This window comes from Streptomyces sp. NPDC048196 (assembly GCF_040652715.1).
Classification (GTDB): domain Bacteria; phylum Actinomycetota; class Actinomycetes; order Streptomycetales; family Streptomycetaceae; genus Streptomyces; species Streptomyces siderophoricus.
This window is the reverse complement of the sequence record NZ_JBEZMM010000017.1, coordinates 50,017-74,862: the sequence shown is the minus strand read 5'-3', so window position 1 is coordinate 74,862 and position 24,846 is coordinate 50,017. Positions and strand designations below refer to the sequence as shown.

26 protein-coding genes are annotated in these 24,846 nt (G+C 72.5%); 10 read left to right on the top strand and 16 right to left on the bottom strand.

Annotation, left to right across the window (positions count from 1 at the left end):
- Positions 1-19 precede the first annotated feature (19 nt).
- The 9 genes from AB0E02_RS18990 to fdh all read right to left on the bottom strand — a co-directional run bounded on the left by AB0E02_RS18990 (position 20) and on the right by fdh (position 9,829).
- Entirely contained in the window at positions 20-664 is a 645-nt protein-coding gene (locus AB0E02_RS18990; RefSeq protein WP_362140780.1) for a diguanylate cyclase, read from the bottom strand.
- A gap of 2 nt (positions 665-666) precedes the next feature.
- Entirely contained in the window at positions 667-1,035 is a 369-nt protein-coding gene (locus AB0E02_RS18985; protein WP_362140778.1) for a low affinity iron permease family protein, read from the bottom strand.
- A gap of 108 nt (positions 1,036-1,143) precedes the next feature.
- Positions 1,144-1,809, bottom strand: coding sequence for an HAD family hydrolase (locus tag AB0E02_RS18980; RefSeq protein ID WP_362140777.1), 666 nt, complete (start codon positions 1,807-1,809; stop codon positions 1,144-1,146).
- Positions 1,810-1,868: 59 nt separating this feature from the next.
- Positions 1,869-2,183, bottom strand: a complete 315-nt coding sequence (locus AB0E02_RS18975; RefSeq protein WP_362140775.1) for a DUF6479 family protein — start codon at positions 2,181-2,183, stop codon at positions 1,869-1,871.
- A 41-nt stretch (positions 2,184-2,224) separates the two neighbouring features.
- On the bottom strand, positions 2,225-3,163 hold the full coding sequence (locus tag AB0E02_RS18970; RefSeq protein WP_362140773.1) for a Ku protein: 939 nt from the start codon (positions 3,161-3,163) through the stop codon (positions 2,225-2,227).
- 125 nt (positions 3,164-3,288) lie between these two features.
- Entirely contained in the window at positions 3,289-4,578 is a 1,290-nt protein-coding gene (locus AB0E02_RS18965) for an NAD(P)/FAD-dependent oxidoreductase (protein WP_362140883.1), read from the bottom strand.
- A 48-nt stretch (positions 4,579-4,626) separates the two neighbouring features.
- Positions 4,627-5,649: an NrfD/PsrC family molybdoenzyme membrane anchor subunit gene (gene nrfD, locus AB0E02_RS18960; RefSeq protein WP_362140771.1), complete on the bottom strand. Its 1,023-nt coding sequence runs from the start codon at positions 5,647-5,649 to the stop codon at positions 4,627-4,629.
- On the bottom strand, positions 5,646-6,563 hold the full coding sequence (locus AB0E02_RS18955) for a 4Fe-4S dicluster domain-containing protein (protein WP_362140769.1): 918 nt from the start codon (positions 6,561-6,563) through the stop codon (positions 5,646-5,648). Before AB0E02_RS18955 ends, nrfD begins: the two co-directional genes overlap by 4 nt.
- Positions 6,560-9,829 carry a formate dehydrogenase gene (fdh, locus tag AB0E02_RS18950; RefSeq protein WP_362140767.1) on the bottom strand — a complete coding sequence of 1,090 codons (3,270 nt, stop codon included), beginning with the start codon at positions 9,827-9,829 and terminating at the stop codon, positions 6,560-6,562. Before fdh ends, AB0E02_RS18955 begins: the two co-directional genes overlap by 4 nt.
- 197 nt (positions 9,830-10,026) lie before the next feature.
- Here fdh and AB0E02_RS18945 point away from each other — a divergent pair, with 197 nt between their 5' ends.
- Together AB0E02_RS18945 and AB0E02_RS18940 are read left to right on the top strand one after the other, a co-directional pair.
- Positions 10,027-10,674 (top strand): DNA polymerase ligase N-terminal domain-containing protein, encoded by a 648-nt coding sequence (locus AB0E02_RS18945; protein WP_362140765.1) that lies wholly within the window; start codon positions 10,027-10,029, stop codon positions 10,672-10,674.
- Positions 10,675-10,719: 45 nt separating this feature from the next.
- On the top strand, positions 10,720-11,259 hold the full coding sequence (locus AB0E02_RS18940; protein ID WP_362140763.1) for an isochorismatase family cysteine hydrolase: 540 nt from the start codon (positions 10,720-10,722) through the stop codon (positions 11,257-11,259).
- Between the two features lie 92 nt (positions 11,260-11,351).
- On the opposite strand, the gene AB0E02_RS18935 is transcribed toward AB0E02_RS18940, so the two are convergent.
- Positions 11,352-11,831, bottom strand: coding sequence for a DUF5709 domain-containing protein (locus AB0E02_RS18935; protein WP_362140761.1), 480 nt, complete (start codon positions 11,829-11,831; stop codon positions 11,352-11,354).
- Positions 11,832-11,945: 114 nt separating this feature from the next.
- A complete protein-coding gene (locus tag AB0E02_RS18930; protein WP_030412664.1) occupies positions 11,946-12,362 on the bottom strand; it encodes a DUF2795 domain-containing protein in 417 nt (138 codons plus the stop codon).
- Between the two features lie 308 nt (positions 12,363-12,670).
- On the opposite strand from AB0E02_RS18930, the gene AB0E02_RS18925 reads away from it, so the two are divergent.
- Positions 12,671-13,813 (top strand): Vms1/Ankzf1 family peptidyl-tRNA hydrolase, encoded by a 1,143-nt coding sequence (locus tag AB0E02_RS18925; protein WP_362140759.1) that lies wholly within the window; start codon positions 12,671-12,673, stop codon positions 13,811-13,813.
- Between the two features lie 37 nt (positions 13,814-13,850).
- Here the strand turns inward: AB0E02_RS18925 and AB0E02_RS18920 are convergent, their stop codons facing one another.
- On the bottom strand, positions 13,851-15,314 hold the full coding sequence (locus AB0E02_RS18920; protein WP_362140882.1) for an MFS transporter: 1,464 nt from the start codon (positions 15,312-15,314) through the stop codon (positions 13,851-13,853).
- A 23-nt stretch (positions 15,315-15,337) separates the two neighbouring features.
- Entirely contained in the window at positions 15,338-16,285 is a 948-nt protein-coding gene (locus AB0E02_RS18915; protein WP_362140757.1) for a nucleoside hydrolase, read from the bottom strand.
- A 244-nt stretch (positions 16,286-16,529) separates the two neighbouring features.
- On the opposite strand from AB0E02_RS18915, the gene AB0E02_RS18910 reads away from it, so the two are divergent.
- From AB0E02_RS18910 to AB0E02_RS18900, 3 genes are all read left to right on the top strand, one after another.
- Complete coding sequence (locus tag AB0E02_RS18910) at positions 16,530-17,567, top strand: LacI family DNA-binding transcriptional regulator (RefSeq protein WP_362140755.1); 1,038 nt, start codon at positions 16,530-16,532, stop codon at positions 17,565-17,567.
- Positions 17,568-17,646: 79 nt separating this feature from the next.
- Complete coding sequence (locus AB0E02_RS18905; RefSeq protein WP_362140753.1) at positions 17,647-18,165, top strand: lytic polysaccharide monooxygenase auxiliary activity family 9 protein; 519 nt, start codon at positions 17,647-17,649, stop codon at positions 18,163-18,165.
- Positions 18,166-18,353: 188 nt separating this feature from the next.
- A complete protein-coding gene (locus tag AB0E02_RS18900; RefSeq protein WP_362140880.1) occupies positions 18,354-19,301 on the top strand; it encodes a hypothetical protein in 948 nt (315 codons plus the stop codon).
- A 186-nt stretch (positions 19,302-19,487) separates the two neighbouring features.
- Here the strand turns inward: AB0E02_RS18900 and AB0E02_RS18895 are convergent, their stop codons facing one another.
- Positions 19,488-19,880, bottom strand: coding sequence for a DUF779 domain-containing protein (locus AB0E02_RS18895; protein ID WP_362140751.1), 393 nt, complete (start codon positions 19,878-19,880; stop codon positions 19,488-19,490).
- A 117-nt stretch (positions 19,881-19,997) separates the two neighbouring features.
- Positions 19,998-20,426, bottom strand: a complete 429-nt coding sequence (locus tag AB0E02_RS18890; RefSeq protein WP_362140749.1) for a cupin domain-containing protein — start codon at positions 20,424-20,426, stop codon at positions 19,998-20,000.
- A gap of 152 nt (positions 20,427-20,578) precedes the next feature.
- Here AB0E02_RS18890 and nsrR point away from each other — a divergent pair, with 152 nt between their 5' ends.
- The 4 genes from nsrR (at position 20,579) to AB0E02_RS18870 (ending at position 24,409) form a co-directional block, all read left to right on the top strand.
- Entirely contained in the window at positions 20,579-21,022 is a 444-nt protein-coding gene (nsrR, locus tag AB0E02_RS18885; RefSeq protein WP_362140747.1) for a nitric oxide-sensing transcriptional repressor NsrR, read from the top strand.
- Positions 21,023-21,136: 114 nt separating this feature from the next.
- A complete protein-coding gene (locus AB0E02_RS18880; RefSeq protein ID WP_362140745.1) occupies positions 21,137-22,351 on the top strand; it encodes a globin domain-containing protein in 1,215 nt (404 codons plus the stop codon).
- Positions 22,352-22,392: 41 nt separating this feature from the next.
- Positions 22,393-22,821, top strand: coding sequence for a hypothetical protein (locus tag AB0E02_RS18875; protein WP_362140878.1), 429 nt, complete (start codon positions 22,393-22,395; stop codon positions 22,819-22,821).
- Positions 22,822-23,041: 220 nt separating this feature from the next.
- Positions 23,042-24,409, top strand: coding sequence for an FG-GAP and VCBS repeat-containing protein (locus AB0E02_RS18870; RefSeq protein WP_362140743.1), 1,368 nt, complete (start codon positions 23,042-23,044; stop codon positions 24,407-24,409).
- 21 nt (positions 24,410-24,430) lie between these two features.
- On the opposite strand, the gene AB0E02_RS18865 is transcribed toward AB0E02_RS18870, so the two are convergent.
- Complete coding sequence (locus AB0E02_RS18865; RefSeq protein WP_362140742.1) at positions 24,431-24,808, bottom strand: helix-turn-helix domain-containing protein; 378 nt, start codon at positions 24,806-24,808, stop codon at positions 24,431-24,433.
- Positions 24,809-24,846: the final 38 nt, after the last annotated feature.

Sequence of the window (24,846 nt, the reverse complement as noted above, 5' to 3'; positions counted from 1 at the left end):
CGCCGCCCCTGGACCGCGCTCACCGGCCGCGCCGGAGCCGGGCCGCCTTGACGCACCGGGTCATCTCTTCGGCGTACGGCAGCACGATGCAGGCGCCGATGCCGAGGCCGATGCCGGCCAGATAGCGGGCGGACAGCGGGTTCTCCTTGGGCAGCAGCTTCCAGTCGTCGGGCCTGCGGCCGCCGCGCAGCGTGGCCCGGGCCTGGTCGGAGTGGAGCGTGCACAGGAACGCCAGCGCGGTCAGCGGCAGGACCTCCAGGAAGCTGTGGATGTGCTGCTCGACCGGGTGCAGCTCGCGCTCGCCGTCCGCCAGGCCGACGTCCCACAGGGCGGTGGCGGCGTGCGCCAGCGCGGCACCGCCCATCACCGTCAGGACCAGCGGATTGATCTTGGCCAGCAGGCCCATCGCGACCGGCACCCCGGCCTCGGTCATCATCAGCGCGTGCACCGCCGATTCCCGCACCCCGGTGGTGTCCTCGATGCGGGTGCGCCGGTGCATGGCCCAGTCCGCCACCGCCGGGACCAGCCACAGCGGCATCACGCCGTACAGCAGGAACCGGCGGTTGGCGTCGTCGACGTCCATCGGCCGGCGCGACACGGCGGGCGCGGCGGACCGGCGCCGGCCGCGCCAGGCCCGGGCGACCGGGCTCTTCTTGAGGTCCATGCTTAGGTTTCCTCCTCCAATCGGATCGCCTTCCTCAGGTCCTCCGCGGCCTTTCCGCCCTCGCCCTCGCGGGATTCCAGCAGCGCGGCCGCCAGAGCGTCGAGTTTCCGCTGGATCGCGTGTTCGGCCCGCAGCTCGGAGTTCTTGAGCAGGGCGAGGAGAAGCAGCGTCACCGCGGTCATGAAATCCCCCGCCAGCAGTTGCCACGCCAGTGACAGATGGGCGAGGTGAACGGCGAGGAACAGGGCGATCAGGATGAGGCAGAGCACGAAGAAGAGCGGGGAACTGGTGAAATGCGAGGCCTTTTCGGCCAGTTCGGCGAACCGCCCCCGTTCCTTACCGCCGCGGTTCACGGGATGACGAAGGGACATGGCTCCTGGATACTCGATGGGCCGCCACGGGCGGAGACCGCCATGCCGCCGGCCGGCCCGGCAATTTCACCCGCCCGGCCCTTTCCGTCGTTCAAGCGACGGGTCCGGTCACTTGAGCAGGGACGAGTCCAGCCGGGCCAGCAGCGCGGCCGGTCCTTCGTAGACCTCCCGCGCACCGGCGTCCAGCAGCTCGCTGCGGCCGTAGCCGCCGCTGAGCACGCCCACACAGGGCACCCCGGCCCGGGCACCGGCCTTCATGTCCCAGACCGTGTCCCCGACGAAAACCGCCCGGCCGGGCTCGGTGCCGGCCTGCGCCAGCGCCTGTTCGACGAGGTCGGGGGAGGGTTTGCTGGACTCGACGTCGTCCGCGCCGGTGACCGCGGTGAGCGCGTCCTCGGCGTCCAGCGCGGCGCGCATGGCGCTCAGTTCGCCGCCGCCCGCCGAACTGGCTAGCACCACCGTCCAGCCGCGCCCGGCGCAGGCCCGCAGCAGCTCGGCGGCGCCCTCCAGCGGCGCCAGCCGGGACCAGTACTCGGCGAAGAGCGTCTTGTGCGCCGCGCTGATCGCGGCATCGCCCTCGCGGTCCCGGTCCGGGCCCAGCAGATGGCCGATGAGATGGTCGGCGCCCATGCCGACGGTGCGGTGGATGGCGGCCGTCGGCACCCGGTGGCCGGCCTGGCGGAACGCCTCCCACCAGGTGACGGCGTGCAGATAGGTGCTGTCGACGAGGGTGCCGTCCATGTCGAACAGGGCGGCTCTGCGGTCCGCGGTCATGGGTGCGCCTCCTTCGGAGCGGCCGGGGCTGGTCACGCGTGCCGATTGCCGGGCCGTGCCTACTCGCGGCGCCGGGACTCGATGCCGTTGCCCTTCAGCTCGTGCGGTGTGCGCCGGTGGTCGGTCCGGGGGAGTTCATCGGGCTCGCGGCGCTCCACGACGTCGCCCACCGGCCCGCCGTGCGGCAGCCGTGGCTGCGACTCGGGGTGGGGCGGGCCCGGCTCGCGCTTCCTGATGCGCCGGCCCCACACGAACGCCGCGAGCAGCAGGGCGACGACGAGGACCCCGACGATCGTGAGCAGTGCGCCGCTCGTCCCGTGACCGGCGGCGAGGTGCGCGGACAGATGCGTCGTTTCCACGGTCAGCGTCTCCATTCCGGGCGGATACCCGGCACCTGCCCGAACAAGCGCCGGTATTACGCGGTGAGGGCCTTGATGAGGTCACCCCGGTTCATCGACGAACGGCCGGGAATACCGGCCTCGGTGGCGAGTTCATAGAGCTCCGACTTGCTGCGCCCTTCCAGGTCGGAGCGCTGCGTACGGCGTTTTGCGCCCTTCGCCTTCGTGGCCTTCCGTTCGCCCTGTGCGGTGTTCAAGCTGGCGTTGAGGACGTCCATCAGATCGATGACATTGGTGGATTCCGGCGCCTCGGCCGCCTTCTCCACCGTCTCGCCCTTGCTCTTCGCCGTAGCGAGCTTGCGCACGCGTTCCTGATAGGTGTCGCGGTAGTCCTCGGGATTCCACGGGATGGCCAGGGCCTCGATCAGCTGGAGCGCGGTCTTCAGTTCCTTCTCGGCGGGTTTCGTCCGCCCGGGCAGGTCCGGCACCTCCCGGTGCGGGTCGCGCACCTCGTCCGCCCAGTGCAGCGTGTGCAGCGCGAGGACGTCGTCCTCGGCCTTGACCGCGACCAGGTACTCCCGGTTGCGCATGACGAACGTGGCGATCCCGGCCTTCCCCGACCGGTCCAGGGCCCGCTGCAGCAGCGCGTAGACCTTGGCGTACTCCTTGCCGCCGGGACCCAGGTAGTAGGTCCGGTCGAAGAAGACCGGCTCGACCTCCGCCAGCTCGACGAAACCGCTGATCTCCAGCGCCCTGGACCGTCCCGGGGCGATGTCCGCCAGCTCCTCCGGCTCCACCAGGACGTAGGCGTCCCCGGCGTCCAGGCCCTTGACGATGTCGTCGGCGGCGACCTCCTCGCCGGTGCGCTCGTTGACCCGCTGGTTGCGGATCCGGTCGGCGGTGCCGCGCTGGACCTGGTGGAAGTGCAGAGTGTGGCTGTCCGTGGCGGTGTACAGCCGTACCGGCAGCGTGACCAGCCCGAAGGTCAGCGAACCGCTCCATACCGGTCGTGCCATGGATCGCACCTCTTCGCACCGGACGTGCCAGGGGCCTGGTCCTCTCCATGGCACGACCGATCGGCGGTGATCGCATCCCAGCGCGGGCCGGACGCCGGATCCCGGGCCGGTCGCGAGGACCGGCCCTAGCGCGGCACCCGGGCCACCTCCGGTGTCTCGGTGTCCAACGGCACCGACCAGGACCGCACCAGGCCGAGCTGGACGCCCTGGCGGGGCAGCACCGCGTCCAGGAGCCAGTCGGCGGCCACCCGCACCCGGTTCCCGGGCATCGCCATCAAGTGGTAGCCGCGGGTGACGGCACTGGCGAGCGGACCGGACAGCGGGACGTGCAGCGGATTCGCGGCGGCCTGGACGCCGCCCAGGTCGACCATGAACCCCAGGTCGTGGTGTTCGTAGGCGCGCGCCGTGCCGTGGCCGCAGGACGCCGCCACGTTGCGCGCCGCGACCTTGCCCTGCCGCTGGGCGTGCTGGGCGGTCATCGGCGTCACCTTGCCCGGACGGGTCAGGTCCGGTACGGCCGCGGCGTCACCGCAGGCGAACACCTCCGGCCGGCCGGGCACGCCCAGGTACTCGTCGACGCACAGCCGCCCCCGGTCGGTGGGCAGCCCCATCGAGGCCACCAGCGGGTCCGGGCGGACGCCGACGCACCAGATCAGGCTGCGGCTGTCGATGAACTCGCCGTCGTCCAGCAGCACCCCGTCCGGGGTGGCCTCCTTGACCGACGTGCCGGTACGGACGTCCACCCCGCGGCCGCGCAGCACCCGCTCGGCGGTCCGTGAGAGCCGCTCGTCGAGCTCCGGCAGCAGCCGGTCGGCGATGTCCAGCAGCAGCCAGCGCGGCCGCGGACCGTCCCGCAGCCCGGTGTTCTGCCGGGCCAGGGCATCGGTGAACAGCACGCCGTGGGCGGCGACTTCGGTACCGGTGTAACCCGCCCCGACGACCACGAAGGTGGTCCTGGCGGCCCGTTCGTCCGGGTCCTCGGCCGCCCCGGCCAGTTCGCACTGGCGGGTGATGTGGTCGCGCAGGTAGAGCGCCTCGGGCATCCCGCGGAAGCCGTGGGCGTGCTCGGCGACACCGGGGATGGGCAGCAGCTTGTTGACGCTGCCGACGGTGAGCACCAGCCGGTCGTAGTCCAGCGTGCCCTCCCGGTCCTCCGGGTCGGTGTACGCCACCCGGCGGGCGTCCAGGTCCACGTCGTGGGCCTGCCCGAGGACGAGCCGGACGCCCGGCAGGGTCCCGGTCAGCGACACCGAGATCCGGCGCGGCTCCAGGATCCCGGCCGCCACCTCCGGCAGCAGCGGCACGTAGAGGAAGTAGTCATGGGGGTTGAGCAGCACGATCTCGGCGGCTCCCTTGGCCGTCCGGGAGAGGGTGCGGGCACATTCGTAGCCGGCGAAACCGGCTCCGACGATCACGATCCGAGGACGACGTCGATGCACGTGGACTCCTGCGGTCGAGGACGGTCAGTCTGTCGATTGCGGTGTTTCCCGGCCGTCCGGGCGGGCGGTGGCCGGGCCCGGTCCCGGTCCGCCGGACGGTTCCTTCGTGGCGCGCTGGGGGACGACGGTGTACGCCGGGTCCTCGGCGGAGGCGATCCCGGCCGCGAAGACGCCGAACCGGGTGCACGCCGACCCGGCCAGCAGCGCCAGCCCGGCGGCGACGGCCGCCGCCCGGGAGCGGCGGGCGGCGAGCGCCGCGGTCACCGCCCCGGCGCCGAGCAGCAGTTCCGCGCCGTGCAGCAGCCGCCCGGCCCGGCCCTCCCGGTAGGTCTCCGCCACCATCCCCAGCCGCCGCTTCGCCGCCCGGGACGCCGCCGCATCGGCAGCGGCGGCCAGTACGGCGGCGCAGCGTACGGGCGCGGTCTCGTGGAGCGGCGCCAGCACCAGTGCCATGCCGGACGCCGCGGCGGTCGCGGAGGCCGCGAAGAGATAGGGCAGTTCGCGGTGTGCGCCGTGCCAGGCCGGCACCGCGGTGTCCGCCGCGAGCACGGCGGTGTACGTGGCCACGGCCGGCCCCAGCGCCGCGGCGGCCGCGGTGGCGGCGGCGCCGGCCCGCGGCAGCCGCCCGCCGACCGCGCACACCGCCGCCACCCCGGCCGCCGGCCCGTAGCCGCTGAGCAGCCAGGAACCGACGCTCATCGGCGAGGTCGGCTTGATGACGCGCAGCATGTTGCCGAACCGGGCGGGCCGGCCGAGGTCGTGGACGAGCGCCGCTGTGGACAGCGAGACGGCCGCCAGCGACGAGACCTTCATCCCCCTCGCCAGCGTGGTCCGGCCGGTCAGCTGGGCGCCCGCGGCGAGCACCGAGCCGGCGCCCGCCAGGCCGCCGAGGAAGAAGTATCCGGCGATGTCCCGGGCCGACCAGGAGGGTGCCTTGATGACCGGACGGCCGTAGTAGGAGTCGAACTCGGCGCGCGGGACCATGAGTTCCTCGCCCTTGCGGGACCGCCGTGCGCGCCGGTCGCCCGGCCTCTCGGGCCGGGTCATCGCCGCCCCCTTCCTCGCAGCACGGCGGGCAGCGCGAAGGACAGCGCGAAACCGCCGGCCATCGACAGCGCCGCCGCGCCGGCGTGCTTCCACATCGCGGGCAGGTCCCGGGTGGTGACCTGCGGGTCCGGCGGCAGCCCGTAGACCTCCGGCTCGTCCAGCAGCAGGAAGAACGCCCCGTCGCCGCCGACCCCGTCCGCCGGGTCGTGGCCGTAGAGGCGGGCCTGGTCCACCCCGGCCGCATGCAGCTGGTCCACCCGCAGCGCCGCGCGTTCGCGCAGCTCGTCGAGCGGGCCGAACTGGATCGACTCGGTCGGGCAGGCCTTGGCGCAGGCCGGTTCCTGTCCTGCGCCGAGCCGGTCGTAGCAGAGCGTGCACTTGAACGCCCGGCCGTCGGACGGGCGTTGCTCGATCACGCCGTAGGGACAGGCCGGGACGCAGTAGCCGCAGCCGTTGCAGATGTCCTCCTGCACCACCACGGTCCCGAACTCGGTGCGGAACAGCGAGCCGGTCGGGCAGACGTCGAGGCAGGCGGCGTGGGTGCAGTGCTTGCAGACGTCGGAGGACATCAGCCAGCGCAGCTCGCCGCCGGCCGACTGGTCCGCGTCCCCGGCGAGCGGCAGCACCGTGCGGCCCTCCGGCGCGGGCACCGGCGGATGCGGCGCCGACTGCTCGATGAAGGCCACGTGCCGCCAGGTGGACGCCCCGAGCCCGGCGGTGTTGTCGTACGACATGCCGGTGAGCGTCAGCCCGTCCTCCGGGAGGGCGTTCCACTCCTTGCACGCCACCTCGCACGCCTTGCAGCCGATGCAGACGGAGGTGTCGGTGAAGAACCCCACCCGGGGCGGGGCACCGGTGTGTCCGGCATCCCCGGCCGGATCCGGCTCAGGGCCGCTGAGCAGGCTGTCGGTCATGGCCTTCGGTCCTCTCCGGTGTGCTCGGTGATGCCCGCACGCCGCCGGTACTCCGCCACCAGGCGCGGCAGGGCGGGCCCGCGCGGCCGGCGGCCCGGGCGGATGTCGGCGGTGAGTGCCTTGTCCTCCTGGATGTGCGAGTTGGGGTCCAGCACGATCGCCATCAGCTCGTTGGCCGCGTCGCCGGTGACCACCCCGTTGGGGCCCCAGTGGAACGGCAGCCCGATCTGGTGCACCTCGCGGCCGTGCACGGTCAGCGTCCTGATCCGGTCGGTGACCGCCACCCGCGCCTCGATGGCGTTCCGGGCGGTGACGATCGTCGCCCAGCCGTTGTGCGTCAGCCCGCGCTCGGCGGCCAGCCGCGGGGACACCTCGCAGAACAACTCCGGCTGCAGCTCGGCGAGATGGGACGACCAGCGGCTCATCCCGCCCGCCGTGAAGTGCTCGGTCAGCCGGTGGGTGGTCAGGACGTACGGGAAGACCTCGGCGCCCGGCTCGTCGCCGCTGGGGTGGTAGCGGTTGCCCTCCCGGACGTAGCGCTGCTGGGTGGGGGAGCGTGGTCGGTCGGGGTAGAGCGCGTTGCCGAACGGCGAGTCCTGCGGCTCGTAATGGGTCGGCAGCGGCCCGTCGAGCAGCCCGGACGGGGCGAACAGCCAGCCCTTGCCGTCCGCCTGCATGATGAACGGGTCGTCGCCGCGCAGCGCGTCGGGCCCCCTCGCCCCGGGCGGCGGTACGTGGTCCGGCGCCCGGTCGGGCACGAAGTCCGGCACGTCGTGGCCGGTCCAGCGGCCCGCGTCGGCGTCCCACCACACATACGCCTTGCGGTCGCTCCAGGGCGTGCCGTCGGGGGCGGCCGACGCCCGGTTGTAGAGGATCCGGCGGTTCGCCGGCCAGGCCCAGGCCCACTCGGCGGCGACCCAGTCCTGCTCGGTGTGCGGGGTGCGGCGGGCCGCCTGGTTGACGCCGTCCGCGTAGACCCCGCAGTAGATCCAGCAGCCGCAGCGGGTCGAGCCGTCGTCCTTCAGCTCGGTGTAGGCACGCAGCGGGGCGCCGTCCGGGCCCTGCCCGTTGATCTCGGCGAGGACGGCGGCGGCGATCGGCTCCCGGTGATCGCCCTCGACCGGATAGTCCCAGGTCAGGTCCTGCACCATGCGGTCCCGCGGATCGGTGGACGCGGCCAGCTTCTCCTTGATGCGCCGGCCCAGGTGGTACATGAACCACAGGTCGCTGCGGGCGTCGCCGTCCGGCTCGACGGCGGCGTGGTGCCACTGCAGCCAGCGGTTGGTGTTGGTGAACGACCCGGACTTCTCGGTGTGCGAGGCGGCCGGCAGGAAGAACACCTCGGTCCCGATGTCCTCGGTGGCGAGTTCGCCGCTCTCGATCTCGGGCCCGTCCTGCCACCAGGTCGCCGACTCGATGAGCGAGAAGTCGTGGACCACCAGCCAGTCGAGGTTCGCCATGCCCAGCCGCTGCAGCCGGGTGTTGGCGGAGCCCACGGCGGGGTTCTCGCCCATCAGGAAGTAGCCCTTGCAGACGCCGTCCAGCTGCGCCATCACGGTGTCGTAGGTGCTGTGCGAGCCGGTCAGCCGCGGCAGGTGGTCGAAGCAGAAGTCGTTCTCCGGGGTCGCGGCATCGCCGTAGTACGCCTTGAGCAGACTGACGAAGTACGCCCGCATGTCGCCCCAGAAGCCCTTGTCGGTGCGGCTCGCGGCGATGAAGGTGTCCAGGTCCTCGTGGGTGTGCGCGTGCGGCATCGGCAGGTAGCCGGGCAGCAGGTTGTAGAGCGTGGGGATGTCGCTGGAGCCCTGGATGGAGGCGTGGCCGCGGAGCGCCTGGATACCGCCGCCGGGACGGCCGATGTTGCCCAGCAGCAGCTGCAGGACGCTCGCGGCCCGGATGTACTGGGAACCGGTCGCGTGCTGGGTCCAGCCGACCGCGTAGACGAAGGCGCTGGTCCGCTCCCGCCCGGAGTTCGAGGTCAGCGCGTCGCACACCTGCCGGAACGTCTCGCGCGGGATCCCGCAGGTCCGCTCGACCAGCTCCGGGGTGTAGCGGGCGTAGTGCCGCTTGAGGATCTGGTAGACGCACCGGGGGTGGGTCAGGGTCGGGTCCCGCGGCGCTTCGGCGGCGGCCTGCGGACCGCCCGAGCCGTGCGTCTCGGCGTGCCCGGGGGCGTGGTGGGAGGCCCCGCGGAGGTCCTCCAGCCGGCGGTCGTGCAGCTGCTCGACGTCGCCGGCCGGGGCCTGGACGTCGGTGCCCTCGTACTGCCAGCTCGACGGGTCGTAGCAGCGCCCCTCCTCGTCCAGGCCGGAGAACACGCCGCCGAGGTCCTCGGTGTCGCGGAAGTCCTCGCTGATCAGGGTGGCGGCGTTGGTGTAGGCGAGGACGTACTCGCGGAAGTCCTTCTCCTCGGACAGGACGTGGTGGATCAGCCCGCCCAGGAAGGCGAGGTCGGTGCCGGCCCGGATCGGCACGTGCAGATCGCACAGCGCGCTGGTCCGGGTGAAGCGCGGATCGACGTGGATGATCCGGGCGCCCCGGGCCTTGGCCTCCATCACCCACTGGAAGCCCACCGGATGCGCCTCGGCGAAGTTCGAGCCCTCGATGACGATGCAGTCCGCGTGCTGGAGGTCCTGCATGAAGGTGGTCGCCCCGCCGCGCCCGAACGAGGTCCCCAGGCCCGCGACCGTCGAGCTGTGGCAGACCCGGGCCTGGTTCTCCACCTGGACCACGCCCAGCCCGGTCAGCAGCTTCTTGATCAGGTAGTTCTCCTCGTTGTCGAGGGTCGCGCCGCCCAGGCTGGCGATGCCGAGCGTGCGGGCCACCCGCTTGCCGTCCGCCTCCCACTGCCAGGTGTCCCGGCGGGTCTCGATCACCCGCTCGGCGATCATGTCCATGGCCGTGTCCAGGTCCAGCGGCTGCCAGTCGGTGCCGTACGGCCGGCGGTAGAGGACCTGATGGCGCCGGGACGGCCCGGTCGTCAGCTGCAGCGTCGCCGAGCCCTTGGGGCACAGCCGGCCCCGGCTGACCGGCGAATCCGGGTCGCCCTCGATCTGGACCACCCGGTCGTCCTTGACGTACACCTGCTGGCCGCAGCCGACCGCGCAGTACGGGCAGACCGACTTCACCACCCGGTCGGCGGTCTCGGTCCGCGGCCGGAGCGCTTCCGTGCGCGCGGACATCGCGGCGCGTCCGCGGCCCAGCGGATCGCCGCCGGTCAGCTGCCGGTACACGGGCCAGTCACGCAGCAGCCTCCCCACGCCCATGGCTCCTCCAAGCACCTCGCATCGTGCGGTCAGGATCCAAACTCGCTCCTGCGGCCCTCGCGTGCCCCTTGGCGGGCGTGTTACTCACCCAACCGGGCACTCGAAGGGCCGCGGGGCGGGCCCCGGCCGCACGTGCGGTGCCGCCCGCCGCGCGCCACAGTGAGAGAGGCGGCAGCCGAGGAAAGGCGGGCGGACCCGTGAGTGGCAGCAACGGACTGACGACGTACCGCGGCAAACGGCACTTCGACCGGACCCGCGAGCCGCAGGGCGGGCAGACCTCCTCCGGCGCCTCCTCCGGGGACACCGACACCCCGTGCTTCGTGGTGCAGATCCACGACGCCAGCACCCTGCACTTCGACTTCCGGCTGGAGGTCGACGGCGTCCTGAAGTCCTGGTCGGTGCCGAAGGGCCCGTCCACCGATCCGCAGGACAAGCGGCTGGCCATGCCCACCGAGGACCATCCGCTGGAGTACCGGGAGTTCGAGGGCGTCATCCCGGACGGGGAGTACGGCGCGGGCACCGTCATCGTCTGGGACGAGGGCAGCTACCGTCCGCTGCCCGGGAGGAAGAAGGGGCGCACCCGCACGTTCGCCGAAGCCCTGGAGCAGGGCCACGCGTCCTTCTGGCTCGACGGCAGCAAACTGCACGGCGGCTATGCGCTCACCCGCTTCCGCGGCGGCGACGGCTCCGGGAAGCGGGAGTCCTGGCTGCTGGTCAAGGAGAACGACGACCGGGCCGAACGGCGCGGCACCCCCGATGCCCGCCGGGCCCGGTCCGTCCGCAGCGGGCGCACCCTCAAACGGGTCGCCGAGGAGGAGGCCGGGGAACAGGGGAACCCGCGATGAGCGGGGCGTGCGCCCGCCCGGCCCGGGGCTGACCGGGATTCCGCCATGTCCGGCACCGCACTCATCGTGATCGACATGCTCAACTCCTACGAGCACGAGGACGCCGAACTGCTGCTGCCCTCGGTGCGCGCGACGGTGCCCCGGCTCACCGCGCTGCTCGAACGGGCCCGGGGGAGCGACACCGAGGTCATCTACGTCAACGACAATTTCGGCCTGTGGCGCTCGCACCACGACGAGATCCTGGACACCGCGCTGAGCGGCCCGCACGCCGATCTCGTGGAGCCGGTACGGCCCGACGAGAAATCACTGTTCGTGCTGAAGGCGCGGCACTCGATCTTCTACCAGACACCGCTGGAATACCTGCTGCGCCAGCACGGCATCGAGACCATCGTGCTCTGTGGCCAGGTCACCGAACAATGCGTGCTCTATTCGGCGCTCGACGCCCATATCCGGCACATCGGCGTCACCGTCGTCGAGGACGCCTGCGCGCATATCCACCGCGATCTCGCGGAGGCCGCGCTGCGCATGATGGAACGCAATATGCAGGCCCGTATCGTCCGGTCCACCGCCGAGGAAATCTTCTGACCGCTCGCGGCGGCGGCGCCTGAAATCCCACGGCGGACGTGGCGAGAGGTTCGGCGAAAGGCATTCCGCGACCACGGGGCCGTATTCCGGGACTATGCCTCCCGCTCCCCGTCCCCCGCATTGTCGCGGGCGATGTGCACCGCGGCCTCCTCGGCGGACGCCGCACCGCCGTCGATGCCGACGTCCCGGGCGGCGATGTCGTCGCTGCCGCCGCGCCAGAAGCCCTCGTCGGTGCCCACGAGCCGGCCGGCCCGCTCCTCGCCGCACTCCAGATCCACCGGTTCGCCCACGCCGCCCGGCAGATCGCCGATGCCGTCGCCGTCGACCGGGAGCACGTCCGGCACCTCCACGGCCAGCCGGTGCTCCAGCGACTCGCGGTCGTGCAGTTCCCGTGCCGTGGTGCCCTCGTGGTTGACCACGAAGGGCCGTTCGGGCGGCGAATAGCCGGTGTCCAGCATGGCGTCGAGGTCCGGCTCGTCGAGGGCGTCCTCCATGTCCAGATCGTTGGGGTTGTCCTGGGGGTCGGAGCTGGGCGGCTGGTAGACCTCGTCGCCCATCGCGTCGTCGGACATGACCGCCCTCCCTCTCCCGTCCGCTCGTCCCGTCGCGGGCCGCGGCGGGTCTCTCTGCCACCAATTGTCCGCCTCCCGGCGCCGCTCGGCAGCGTCAGGAGGCGGACGGCCGGGTCAGCGCCGCACGTGCTCGGTGTGCAGTCCGATGGCCTCGGCGATGGCCTGGACGTTGACGTACCGGTCGTGGGCCGGCAGCCGTTGTGCCAGCTCCACCAGCCGGTCCGGCGCGTGGTTGCGCCGCAGCGTCTCGATGATCGTGTTCTTGTCGGCGGGATACAGGCTCCGGCCGAGGTGCTGGGCGAGTTCGGAGCGCAGTCCGACGTCCTGCTCGGTCATCCCGCTCGGCGTACCGCCGCGGTAGTCGCTCGCGGGCGACCACGCCGGCACCGGCTGGTCCTCGCCCGCCGGCTGGAGTTCGTGTTCCTCGTCGGTCCGCAGCGAGCGCTCCGCGGCCAGTTGCCCGCGCAACTGCTTCTTCATCATGTCGTCCCGGGCGGGGCCGGTCTTGTCCATTCCGTGTTCCATGACCATCGCTGCCTCCGGTCTGACGAGTCCTACCGACCCGACGCGTTTCTCCCAGTTTCCCTGGTCCTTCTGCCCTAACAACCCGGAGCGGTCAATTCAAGCCCCTGTACGGAATTCACCCGGGCCGGCACGCTGGGTGACTGCCCGAGGCATATCCCGGGTCGAACCGCAATGCATACGCCCTGGGAGATCGGGAATTCGTAGGACAGCCAACCGCACACCAGTCAGCAGCCGACGCATACGCGTCCCACCGCATACGCAGCCAACCGCAGACAAGCCCCACGCATACCGGGAGAACCCAAGGAGGCAGCGCCATGCGACTCTCGCTCCTTCGACCGGTCATCGATCGGCCGGGCCCATGGGCAACCGTCTATGCCGATATTTCGCACGGCACCGAGGACGCCGAAAAACAACAGGAGTTGACGGCGAGCGCGACCACCGCACAGCTCTTCGCGCTCGGCGCGGACGAGGCCACCTGCGGCGCCGTGCACGAGGCCCTGGTCACGCGGCGCGAAGGGGAACCGCAGTCGCACGCCGGGCGGGTGCTGTTCGCCACCAACGGCCACGTCGTGCTCGACGCGCCGCTGCCCGGGCCGCCGCCCACGCCCTTCGCCGCCTGGGGGCCGGTGCCCCGGATCGCGCCCTTCCTGGCCGCGATCGGCGACGACCCCGTCTGCCTCGTGGTCCGGCTGGACCGCACCGGGGCGGACCTCGCCGTCCTGGGGCAGCAGGGCACCGAGGACGACGCCGGCAAGGTCACCGGCGCCGAGTGGCCCATCCACCGCACCACGTCCTCGGACTGGTCCGAAACCCACTTCCAGGCGAAGGTGGAGAACACCTGGGAGCAGAACGCCGCGGAGATCGCCGACGCGATCAGCCGGACCGCCCGGGAGCACGGGGCGGAGGCCGTCATCCTCATCGGCGACGCCCGCGAGCGGCACCTCGTGCACGAGAAGCTGCCGGAGCAGCTGCGCGGCATCACCTACGAGAGCGAACACGGCGGCCGCGCGGCCGGCTCCCAGAGCGACCTGGTGGAACGGGACATCGCCCAGGTCCGGGCCGAACAGGAACGCCAGCACGTCGTGGAGATCACCGACCGCTTCCGTACCGGCGAGGGCCCCGGCGGCAAGAGCGCCCCGCACGCCGCGGCCGGCATCCCCGCGCTGGTCGAGGCGGCCCGGGAACACCGGATCGACACCCTGCTGGTCGACCCGCACGGCGCGGACACCGGACGCCAGGTCTGGGTCGGTGAGGGCGCCGACCAACTGGCCGTGCGCGGCACCGAGTTGCAGTACCTCGGCGAGGTGCGGCCGGCCGCCGCCCGGGCCGACGACGCGCTCATCCGGTCGGCCGCGGCCAGCGGCGCCGAGGTCGTGATCGTCCGCGATCCCGAACGGGCGCCCTCCGGCGGGCTCGGCGCCATCCTGCGGTGGACGGACGAGCCGACGCCGGAGTGAACCGCCCGGGGATCCCCCGGTGGCGCGCCGCGAGCCCTCAGTCCTGGGCCTCGGCCGCCACCGGCTTCGGGATCAGGAACGAGGTGGCGATCGCCGCCGCCAGGATGACCACACCGGCGATCATGCCCGCGGTGTAGCCGCCGGCGGACGCCGGATCGGCCGGTGTGGCGGCGGTCTTGACCGCGTAGAGCACCGCGAAGCTCAGCCCCGCGCCGAGGTTGAACGCACCGGCGTTCAGGCCGGGCAGGAAGCCCGGGTTCTCGCGGGGGGAGAGCACGATGCCGAGCCCGTTGAGGACGATGTTGGCCACGCCGGCGTAGGCGACGCCCACCAGGATCGAGGTCACCAGCAGCAGGACGTGCGAGTGGCTGTGCATCGTGGCCAGCATCAGCACCACCGTCGCCACCGAGCCGACCAGGCCGCACCGCAGTACCCGTCCGTAGCCGAAGGTGGCGGCCAGCCGCCCGGCCAGCGGGCCCATGGCCAGACCGGCCAGCGCGTACGGCGACAGCGTCCACCAGGCGGACGCCTCCGCGCTCATCCCGAGACCGGCCTGCGCGTCCTGCGCGAACGCCGGGATCAGCCCGTTCATCACGGCGAACACGCCGGTCATGGTCAGCACGGTGGTCAGCAGGGTCGCCCAGGTCGCGCGCTGCTTGAGGTGCCTGGTCGCGACCAGCGGGTGCCCGCTGCGGTTCTCGGTGCGCCAGAAGAGGCCGAAGGCGGCCGCGGCCAGCGCGACCAGGACGGCGATCAGCGGCCAGTTCGCGGCGGCCAGCTTGCCCGCCTCGTTCAGCGCGATCAGCAGCGAGCCGACCGAGACGACGAGCAGGGCGACACCGGGCCAGTCCATCCGGCGGCCGCCCGCCGCGTCCGGAGCCGGCGCCCGGGACTCCGGGGTCAGGGTGGCGACGAGCACGGCCGCCAGCGCCGCGACGACGGCCATCGCCCAGAACACCGAGCCGAAGCCGTGGCTGTCGGCGAGGTAGCCGCCCGCCAGGGAGTCCACGCCGGCGATCCCGCCGTTGACCGCGGTGATCACGCCGAGCAGGGTGCCGTACCGCTTCGGCTCCTGCACCTCGACCCGCAGCATGATCAGGCACAGCGGGACGACCGGACCGCTGACGCCCTGGATGACGCGGCCGGCGAACAGCATCGGCACGCTGGTCGCGAGCGCAGCGACCACACAGCCGACGACCATCAGGGCGAGCATCCCGGTGAGCACCCGGCGGCGGCCGATGACGTCGCCCAGCCGCGGGAGGAACAGGGAGAACAGGGCCGCGGAGGTGAAGAACGCGGTCTGGGTGAGGCCGATCTCGGCGGAGCTGGCACCGAGGGTGTCCTCGATGTTCTTCAGCGCCGGGCTGAGCATGCTGGCGTTCAGCTGGAACGCGAAGCAGGCTGCCAGCAGCGCGGTGACCAGCACCCCGATGCGGACGCCGGAGCCACCGCCCCGCGCTTCGACGGTGGACCGGGTGGCCTGGGTGGTGGAGGTGTTCATGCCGTTCGTACCGTTCGTGCCGTTCATTCCGCTACGTCGCCGATCCGCTCCAGCGCGTCCACGACCAGGTTCCAGAACCGCTCGTGGTCGAGCTTGACCGCGACCTGGGTGGTGCAGTCGTCCGGTGCGGGCGCGCGGAAGTCCGTCACGGTCATCCCGACGGTCAGCGCACCGCGCAGCTCCACGTCCACCGGGGCCCGGCGCACGGTCATCACGTCCGGGTCGATGACGTACGCCACCGCGCACGGGTCGTGCACCGGCGGGTGCTCGAAGCCCTGGTTCTCGCGGTAGGCCTCGCGGAAGAAGTCCAGTAGTTCCAGCACGAACGTGGCCGGCTTGGTGCCCACCGCGGCGATCTTCTTCTCGACCGCGGGGGTGGCCAGCGCCTGGTGCGTGAGGTCCAGCCCGACCATGGTGACCGGCCACTTCTCGTTGAAGACGATGTGTGCCGCTTCGGGGTCGATGATGATGTTGAACTCGGCGACCGCGCTCCAGTTGCCCTCGTGGTAGCCGCCGCCCATCAGCACGACCTCGCGGACCCGCTCGACGATCCGCGGCTCCTTGCGCGCGGCCAGCGCGATGTTGGTCAGGCCGGCCGTGGGCACGATGGTGATCTCGCCCGGCTCGTGCGCCATCACGGTGTCGATGATCAGGTCCACCGCGTGCCGGCGGTCCAGTGCGAGGGTGGGCTCGGGCAGCTCCGGGCCGTCCAGACCGGTGTCGCCGTGGATCTCCGGCGCCGTCTCGATGTCCCGCACCAGCGGACGCGGGCAGCCGGCCGCGAAGGGCACACCGGTGATCCCGGCGATCCGCGCCACGGACAGCGCGTTGCGGGTCACCTTCTCGACCGACGCGTTGCCGACCACGGTCGTCACGGCGACCAGCTCGACATCGGGATTGCCGTGTGCCAGGAGCATGGCGATCGCGTCGTCATGCCCCGGGTCGCAGTCGAGGATGATCTTTCTGGCCAACGGACGAGCCCCTTTGCTCTGCGGAACGGTGGTGCGGTGGTGCTGGGGTGAAGTCTCTGGGTGCGCCCGCAGGAGGCGGCTACCGCCGGAAAACGTTCTCCGAGAATTTCGCCCATCGCTCCTTGCGATGTCAACGAAATGTGAGCCATACGACCGCTTGATCCCGCTCACGGACACGGTGGGTGAGCGGTGATAACGTTTGCCGCCCTCATCCGGTACGGGTCGACAAAAGGGGCGCGCCGCCGTGGCCGAAGTGACCTTGAAGGACGTCGCGCTGGCGTCCGGCTGCTCCATCGCCACGGTCTCCCGCGTGCTCGCCGGCACCCGTCCGGTCGGCGCCGAGACCGCCCGCACCGTCCGCGCGGCGGCCGAGCGCCTCGGCTACCGCCCCAACCACGTCGCCCGCGCCCTGCGCAGCCGCTCCACCGGCACCGTCGGGCTGGTCCTGCCGCAGATCACCAACCCGTTCTTCCCCACCCTCGTCCGGGAGCTGGAGCACGCCCTGCACGCCGAGGGCCGCGCGGTCCTGCTCGCCGACTGCGACGACGACCCGGCCACCGAGGCGGTCCGGATCAGCGCCCTGCTGGCCCGGCAGGTCGACGGACTGCTGCTGATACCGGTCGACGAACGGCACAGCCGGGAGGCGGTGGCGGCCGCCGCCGCACAGGTGCCGCTGGTCCTGCTGGACCGCGGCTGCGGCCCCGGCGTCGCCGACTCGGTGGCCGTCGACAACGCCGCCGGAATGGCGCTCGTACTGGCCCATCTGGCCGCCACCGGGCGCCGCCGCCCCTGCTTCATCGGGGCCGCCGGCACCGCCTCCGCGGCCGTCGAGCGCCGCACGGCGTACGAGAACGGCGCCGCGGCCCTCGACCCCGCGGCACCCGGGCGGCTCGCCCTCGGCGACTTCTCGGTGGAGTGGGGCCGGGCCGCCGTCGACCTCCTGTGGCCGGCCCGCCCGGACGCGGTGGTCTGCGCCAACGACCTGATCGCGGCCGGCGCGCTGCAACGGCTGCGGCAGTTGGGCGCGGACGTCCCGGGCGAGGTCGCGGTCACCGGCTTCGACGACATCCCGCTCGCCGGGCTGGCCGACCCCGCGCTCACCACCGTCCGGCAACCGGTCGCCGACCTCGCCGCCGAGGCCGCCCGTCTGCTGTCCCGGCGCCGGGCCGGCGGTGCGTCAGGGCCGGGCCACACGGTCCGCCTCGCCCCGGAGTTGGTGGTCCGGGCCTCCAGCGGGACGGCGGTCGCGGTCGCTGCCGACGGGCCCTTCCGGACCCCTTGACCGTACACGGTCACGGAGTAAAGTCCAGACCAATCAGTGCATCCCTCGCGCCTCTCACCCCCCTCGCGAAAGGGTTGACATGAACAAGAAAAGAAGGCTGGCCCTCGCCATCGGTGCCGGCATCGCCCCGCTGCTGGTCGTCACCCTGCCGGTCACCCCGGCCGGCGCCCACGGATACGTCTCCTCACCCCCCAGCCGACAGGCGCAGTGCGCCGCCGGAACCATCGACTGCGGCCCCGTCAAGTGGGAGCCGCAGAGCGTCGAGGGCCCCAAGGGGCTGACCAGTTGCAGCGGCGGCAACAGCCGGTTCGCCGAACTCGACGACGACGCCAAGGGCTGGAAGGTCACCCCGATCGGCCACACCCAGACCTTCACCTGGCGTCTGACGGCCCGTCATGCCACCAGCACCTGGCAGTACTTCGCGGGCGGCAGGGAGGTCGCCGAGTTCAGCGGCGGCGGCGCACAGCCTCCGCAGACCGTGACCCATACCGTCAACTTCGGCAGCATCACGGGCAAGCAGAAGATCCTCGCGGTCTGGAACATCGCCGACACCGCGAACGCCTTCTACGCCTGCATCGACGTCACCATCGGCGGCTGACCGGTCGGCGGCGGCCGACCCGCTTCCGCCGCGTACGTCCCCCTCGTCCCCCTCGTCCCCACCCGCCCCGTCGCCCTGCGGTGTCACGGCAGTGTTCCGTGGTCAGCGGGGTGCCGGGGCCGGCCGGCGCACCCGTTACGATCGGCCCATTCATGGCCGTTGTGCGTGGCCGCTGCCGGGAGGAAGAGATGGGCCTGTTCCGCCGAGGACCGAAGCGGGATTCCCGCGACCTGGCACGCGACGGGGAGTTCAGCTTCTTCTCCGAGCGGGAGGGCGGGGTTTTCCGGTCCCAGGTCCGGCAGGCCTTCGCCGAACAGGGCCTGGAGGTCACCGCGTACGCGGGGGTGGTCACCGACTCGTCGGGGCGTCAGTTCGGCCTCGGCAACCTCGCCGCGGTGTGCCACCGCGACCGGCGCGGCGAACGCGCCTGGCCCGGGCTGATCCGGGACCACGTCGGCAAGGTGCTGCGCACCATGGACGGCCCGCAGCCGCTGGAGGTGCTCTCCGCGGACGAGATCCGGGCCTGCCTCTACCCACGGGTCGTCGCCCAGGAGACCCTGCCCGCTTCGGACGCCTTCCGCTACGGCCGGGAACCGGCCCCCGGTCTGTGCGAGGTGCTCGCGCTCGATCTGCCCGAAGCGGTGCAGATGCTGAGCGAGGACTCGCTGAGCGACCTCGGGAACGTCGCCGAACTGCGGATCCGGGCCATGAACAACCTCCGCGCCCTGCCCGTCGAGGGGCACGAGACGGTACGCCGCGGCGACGGCTCGGCCTTCGAAGTCCTGCTCGGCGACTCCTTCTTCACCGCCAGCCGGGTGCTGGTGCTCGACGATCTGGTCCAGCGGCTCATGGGCACCGGGCTCACCCCGGACGGTGCGCTGGTCGCCATGCCGTTCCGCCACCAACTGGCGTTCCACCGCATCCAGGACGCCCAGGTGATCCCGGCGCTCCAGGCCATGGCACAGTTCGCCGCGGCCGGCCACGAGGACGCGGCGGGGGCCATCAGCCCGCGGGTCTTCTGGTGGCGCCGGGGCATGATGACCCCGCTGAGCGAGCCCGACGGGGACGGCCTGCGCGTGGTCGTCGACGGGGAATTCCAGGAGCTGCTCGAACGCCTGGTACAGGGCGAGAGCTGACCGGGCGGACGAGGCCCGAGCGGGCGGACGCGACCCGGCCGGAGACGTCGTTTCCGCGAACCCGAAAGATTCTTCCCCGAATCCTCACAGAAGGGGAACCACTTCGCGCTCCCACCCGTTCCTATAGGTGAGACCCCACGCTCTCCCCCGTGCGTGGGGTCTCACCACGTTCTCCCGCCCGGCCCCTCAGTCGTGGGCCGGCCGGGTCGCCGGCTCCTCGGTCAGCAGCCGCGAGCGGATCAGGAACCGCACCCCCTCGGGCGCCTCCAGGGAGAATCCACTGCCCCGCCCCGGTACGACGTCCACGGTCAGATGGGTGTGCCGCCAGCGCGCGAACTGGTCCGCCGACATCCAGAAGTCCACCGGCTCGGGCACCCCCGCCACCGCCAGCCGCCCCAGCAGCACGTCCGACCCGCCCGTACGGAATTCCCCCGCCGGGTAGCACATCGGCGCACTGCCGTCGCAGCAGCCGCCGGACTGGTGGAACATCAACGGCCCGTGCTGTTCCCGCAAGGTCCGCAGCACGGCACCCGCCTCCGCGGTCACCGCGATCCGCTCCACACCGGCATCCGCGTCCACAGCCGCACCACCCTCCATGTCAACGCCCGGCAGACGCCCTTCAGTCAACCCCCTACGAGGTTGCGCGAGGGTTGCACGGCCGGTCCAGGGCGGAAGCGGTGCCCGACCGGCCGCGGTTCACGGCCGGAGGCGGTCGGCGGACGGGGGCGGCTGGATCTGCATGCCCGGCCGGCGGCGGTGGACGGTCAGGTAACCGAGGCCCCCCGCGCCGGCGACGAGGCCGCGGGTGGAACCGTGCGGCAGCCAGACCAGGCTTCCTTCGCCCAGCGGGTGCGCACCGTCCGTGCGGAGCAGGGTGCCGTCACCGGCGACGACCAGCAGGAGGACGTCGAGGTCCGGCTCGGTGTGCGGATCCACCCGCCCCGCGGGCGGGATGCGGACGACATTGGCGTCGAGTTGCCGTCCCGGTTCCGCCAGGCGCCACAGCGCTCCGGCCGGCGCGCCGTCGAGCGCCGCGCGCGCGGTCAGGGCCCCGGCGTCGCACAGCACGCGGGGGACCGGTGCGTCACCGGCCGGTCCGGGGGAGCCGTCGTTTTCCACAGTCATACACGTGCCCTGTTCGATGTGCGGTGCCACCGCCGGCGGGACGGGCTCTCGGTGGCCCCTGCTCGCCGGCAGTCTCGCTCGTGACGCATACCACACCGTCACGGGCGGATCTGAAGGGGAATCCTACATGCGTCTTTGTTAACGTCCGGTTTGTGCGGCTGACGAAGTTCACCGACCTGGCGCTGCGTTCCGTGATGCGCCTGGCGGTCTCCGGAGAGGGCGACCCGCTGACCACGCGCGAGGTGGCCGAGGCCATGGACGTGCCCTACACCCACATGGCGAAGGCGGTCACCCGCCTCCAGCGCCTGGGTGTGGTGGAGGCGCGCCGGGGGCGCGGCGGCGGCCTGGCGCTGACCGGTCTCGGCCGGCAGGCGTCGGTCGGCTGGCTGGTCCGGGAGCTGGAAGGCGAGGGTGAGGTCGTCGCCTGCGAGGGCGACCCGCCGTGCCCACTGCGTGCGGCCTGCCGCCTGCGCCGGGCGCTGCGCGACGCCCAGGAGGCGTTCTACGCCACGCTCGACCCGCTCACCGTGGCGGACCTGGTGGCCTCGCCCACCGGCCCGGTGCTGATCGGTCTGGTCGGCCGCCCGCCGGAGTGACCCCTCGCCACCGGCACACCGCCCTGCGGACGGCCGGTGCGCGTACCCCTGCATGCCCGCACCCCCGCCCTGCGCATCTAAATAAGAAGATCGTTTACCAATTAAGGAGTCGCGGTGCTCTCCGAGCAGTCCACCCCGGTCGTCCGGGCCTCCCTCCCGGCGGTCGGCGCCGCCATCGGCGACATCACCGAGCTGTTCTACCGGAAGCTGTTCGACGCTCATCCCGAGCTGCTGCGGGACCTGTTCAACCGGGGCAACCAGGCCAGCGGGGAGCAGCAGCGCGCCCTCGCCGGCTCCATCGCGGCGTTCGCGGGCATGCTGCTGGAGGACCCGGACGCCCGGCCCGACACCATGCTGGCCCGGATCGCGCACAAGCACGCCTCCCTCGGCATCACCTCCGACCAGTACAAGATCGTCCATCGCCACCTCTTCGCGGCGATCGCCGAAGTGCTCGGCGACGCGGTCACCCCCGAGGTCGCCGCGGCCTGGGACGAGGTCTACTGGCTGATGGCGAATGCGCTGATCGCCGTCGAGGCGCGGCTCTACCAGGAGGCCGGCGCGGCCGAGGGCGACGTCTGGCGCCGCATGGAGATCGTCGAACGGCGGCAGGAGACCCCCGACGCGGTCTCCTTCGTCCTGCGCCGGGCCGACGGCCGCCCCACCGCCCCCTTCCGCCCGGGCCAGTACGTCAGCGTCCAGGTCGAACTCCCCGACGGCGCCCGGCAGATCCGCCAGTACAGCCTGTCCGCCGCGCCCGGCCGCGCCGATTGGCGCATCACCGTCAAGCGGGTCCGGGCCGGGAACGCGAACGCCGCAGCCGGCGGGCAGCCGGACGGCGAAGTGTCCAACTGGCTCTGCGCCCACGCCCGTACCGGGGACGAGCTCACGGTCTCCGTCCCGTTCGGCGACCTCGTGCTGCCGGAGGGGGAGGCCCCACTGCTCCTGGCGTCCGCCGGTATCGGCGTCACGCCCATGCTGGCCATGCTCGACCACCTCGCCGCCGGCGGATCCACCCGCCCGGTGACCGTCCTGCACGCCGACCGCACCCCCGCCGACCACGCCCACCGCGGTGAACAGCGCAGCCTGGTGGGCGCGTTGCCGGACGCCCGGCTCCATCTCTGGTACGAGCAGCCGGACGACCAGGCCCCGGAGGCGTCGACCGGCCGGGTCGATCTCGCCACCGTCGACCTCCCCCCGGGCGTGACCGCCTACCTCTGCGGCCCGCTGCCCTTCATGCGCGCGGTCCGCGGCGACCTGCTGCGCCGCGGCGTCCCCGCGGAAGCCATCCACTACGAGGTCTTCGGCCCGGACCTGTGGCTGGGGCAGTGACCGCCATGCACGCCATGAACACCATGCACGCCACGAGCACCGTGCACGCCGCCCCCGCCGCCGTGGCCGTCGCGGCGACCTTCGTCTGGCTGGGAATGGTCCTCGCCATCTCCTTCCTGGAGGCGCCCCTGAAGTTCCGCGCCCCCGATGTGACCGTACGCATCGGCCTCGGCATCGGCCGCCTCGTCTTCCGGGCACTGAACCGGGTCGAGGCGGTGCTGGCCGTCGTCGTGATCACCACGGTCGCCCTCGGCCGTCCCCCGGCCTCCGTGGTGATCCCGGCGGCCGTCGCCGTCCTTGTCCTGGCCACACAGCTCACGGCGATCCGCCCGGCCCTGAACCGCCGCTCCGACCGGGTGCTGGCCGGCGAGGAACTCCCGCGCTCCCGCGCCCACTTGCTCTACGCCGTAGCCGAGTCGCTCAAGGCACTCGCCCTGCTGGCCCTGGGCATCGCGACACTGACGGCCTGAGCGCTGACGGCCTGAGCGCCCGTACGGGGGAGGTGCGACCGGCGGGCTCGCGCCTCGCGCCGGCGGTCCCACCTCCTACGCGCCGGTGGCACAACCCTCGGGCCGCTCAAGTGGTCTCCTCCGTGCCGCGGTTGCCGGACTGCGCACCGCGGCAGCCAGCCAGGGCCTCGCGCCCCGCCCGAACCGGAGATCCCACACACTCATGCGACCCCATACGCTCATGCGCCAGCCGTTTCGTTCAGCCCTCGCGACGACCACCGTCGCCTCGCTCACCGGCGGACTGCTCTGCCTCCCGGCCGGTGCGGTGGCGGCCGCCACGCCTGCCGCGCCCGCCGTGGCCGGAGACGACTTCAACGGTGACGGATTCCGCGATTACGCGTCCGCCTCCTGGGCCGCCGCCGGTGGCGCCGTCCGCGTCGTCTTCGGCACCGCGCACGGCCCCGGCACCGCCTCGCAGACCATCGACCAGGACAGCCCCGGCGTGCCGGGAGCCGACGAACCGGACGACATGTTCGGCGAGGTGCGCGCCGCGGCGGACTTCAACCGCGACGGTTACGGCGATCTCGCGGTCGCCGCGCGGGGCGAGAAGGTGAACGGCCGCGAGGACCAGGGTGCGGTCACCATCCTGTGGGGCTCCAGGAAGGGCCTGTCCGGCGGCACGTCCCTCCCCGGCAAGGCGGCCCCGCAGTCGTACGGCTACTTCGGAACCGACCTGGCCGCCGGGGACTTCAACGGCGACGGCAGGCCCGAGCTCGCCGCGATCAACGCCGGCGAGACCTACGTCTACCAGGGCACGTTCTCCCGCAAGGGGATCACCGGCCCGGTCGCCCACCCCGACCGCAGCAACCACGTCGCCGCACATCTGATCGCGGGCCGGGTCACCAAGGACAAGGCGACCGACCTCGTGGTCATCGGCGAAGCGGCCTTCCCCGGGACGCGCACCGAGGGGAACGCGTGGTTCCTCAAAGGCGGTGCGAAGCTCACGTCCGGCAAGGTGCTGACGGTCAACTCCGCGGACTTCCACGTCGGGGACGGTCTGATCGCCGACTTCGACAAGGACGGCTACGGCGACATCGCCATCGGAAATCCGGACGACGCGAAGGGCCGGGGCGCGGTGACCGTCTGGCGCGGCGGCGCCCAGGGCCCCACGACCGCCGCCCGTATCACCCAGGCCACCGCAGGGATCCCCGGTACCCCCGAGCCGGAGGACGCTTTCGGCGCCTCGCTCTCCGCGGGCGACATCGATCACGACGGGTACCCCGACCTCGCGATCGGCGCGTACGGGGAGAAGTTCGACGACAAGGCGTACGCGGGGGCCGTCCACGTCCTCCGCGGGCGCCCGGGCGGCCTCTCCGGAAGCGGCTCCCAGTACGTCACCCCTGCCACCCCGGGTATGCCCCGATTCCCCGGTTCCGAGGACTCGTTCGGCGCGGCGGTCCGACTGCGCGACACCGACCGCGACGGCCACGCCGACCTGTTCGTGACCAGCACCGGTGGCGCACTCCGCCTGCCCGGCAGCGCGACGGGCGTCACGACCGCCGGGGCCACCTCCGTCGACCCCGACCTGGTCGACGGCTTCCTCCAGTAGGCCGACGGGTCGGGGCCCACGTCAGCCCGCTGTGGCGGCCGGGCTGCCGATCTCGTCGAGGTGGGCCTCGACCCAGTGCCGTACGGCCGCGAGCGGGTGGGCGACGCTGCGTCCCAGATCGGTCAGCGCGTACTCGACGTGCAGCGGTACGGCGGGGATGACGGTCCGGTCGACGAAGCCGCCGGTCTCCAGCCGCCGCAGGGTCTGCGTCAGCACCTTCGGGCTGACGCCCTGGAGCCGGCGCTGCAGGGCCCCGAAGCGCTGCGGTCCCTCCTCCATGGCGCCGATCGCGAGCGCCGTCCACTTGTTGGACAGCAGATCGAACACCTCGCGTCCCGGGCACAGCGCCGCGTAGACGTCGTGTTCGTCATGGCTCCCGGTCCTGCACGTCGTCGTCATCCCCTGCCACCTCTCCACCACCTCGATACTTCCCTTTG

Excerpts from the sequence above, each read along its gene's own strand:
- AB0E02_RS18990 (WP_362140780.1), bottom strand. The coding sequence starts at position 664 with ATGGACCTCAAGAAGAGCCCGGTCGCCCGGGCCTGGCGCGGCCGGCGC.
- AB0E02_RS18930 (WP_030412664.1), bottom strand. The coding sequence starts at position 12,362 with ATGGTCATGGAACACGGAATGGACAAGACCGGCCCCGCCCGGGACGAC.
- AB0E02_RS18975 (WP_362140775.1), bottom strand. The coding sequence starts at position 2,183 with ATGGAGACGCTGACCGTGGAAACGACGCATCTGTCCGCGCACCTCGCC.
- AB0E02_RS18870 (WP_362140743.1), top strand. The coding sequence starts at position 23,042 with ATGCGCCAGCCGTTTCGTTCAGCCCTCGCGACGACCACCGTCGCCTCG.
- AB0E02_RS18890 (WP_362140749.1), bottom strand. The coding sequence starts at position 20,426 with ATGACTGTGGAAAACGACGGCTCCCCCGGACCGGCCGGTGACGCACCG.
- AB0E02_RS18980 (WP_362140777.1), bottom strand. The coding sequence starts at position 1,809 with ATGACCGCGGACCGCAGAGCCGCCCTGTTCGACATGGACGGCACCCTC.
- fdh (WP_362140767.1), bottom strand. The coding sequence starts at position 9,829 with ATGGGCGTGGGGAGGCTGCTGCGTGACTGGCCCGTGTACCGGCAGCTG.
- AB0E02_RS18935 (WP_362140761.1), bottom strand. The coding sequence starts at position 11,831 with ATGTCCGACGACGCGATGGGCGACGAGGTCTACCAGCCGCCCAGCTCC.
- AB0E02_RS18905 (WP_362140753.1), top strand. The coding sequence starts at position 17,647 with ATGAACAAGAAAAGAAGGCTGGCCCTCGCCATCGGTGCCGGCATCGCC.
- nrfD (WP_362140771.1), bottom strand. The coding sequence starts at position 5,649 with ATGACCCGGCCCGAGAGGCCGGGCGACCGGCGCGCACGGCGGTCCCGC.
- AB0E02_RS18900 (WP_362140880.1), top strand. The coding sequence starts at position 18,354 with ATGGGCCTGTTCCGCCGAGGACCGAAGCGGGATTCCCGCGACCTGGCA.
- AB0E02_RS18920 (WP_362140882.1), bottom strand. The coding sequence starts at position 15,314 with ATGAACACCTCCACCACCCAGGCCACCCGGTCCACCGTCGAAGCGCGG.
- AB0E02_RS18985 (WP_362140778.1), bottom strand. The coding sequence starts at position 1,035 with ATGTCCCTTCGTCATCCCGTGAACCGCGGCGGTAAGGAACGGGGGCGG.
- AB0E02_RS18940 (WP_362140763.1), top strand. The coding sequence starts at position 10,720 with ATGTCCGGCACCGCACTCATCGTGATCGACATGCTCAACTCCTACGAG.
- AB0E02_RS18865 (WP_362140742.1), bottom strand. The coding sequence starts at position 24,808 with ATGACGACGACGTGCAGGACCGGGAGCCATGACGAACACGACGTCTAC.
- AB0E02_RS18970 (WP_362140773.1), bottom strand. The coding sequence starts at position 3,163 with ATGGCACGACCGGTATGGAGCGGTTCGCTGACCTTCGGGCTGGTCACG.
- AB0E02_RS18925 (WP_362140759.1), top strand. The coding sequence starts at position 12,671 with ATGCGACTCTCGCTCCTTCGACCGGTCATCGATCGGCCGGGCCCATGG.
- AB0E02_RS18955 (WP_362140769.1), bottom strand. The coding sequence starts at position 6,563 with ATGACCGACAGCCTGCTCAGCGGCCCTGAGCCGGATCCGGCCGGGGAT.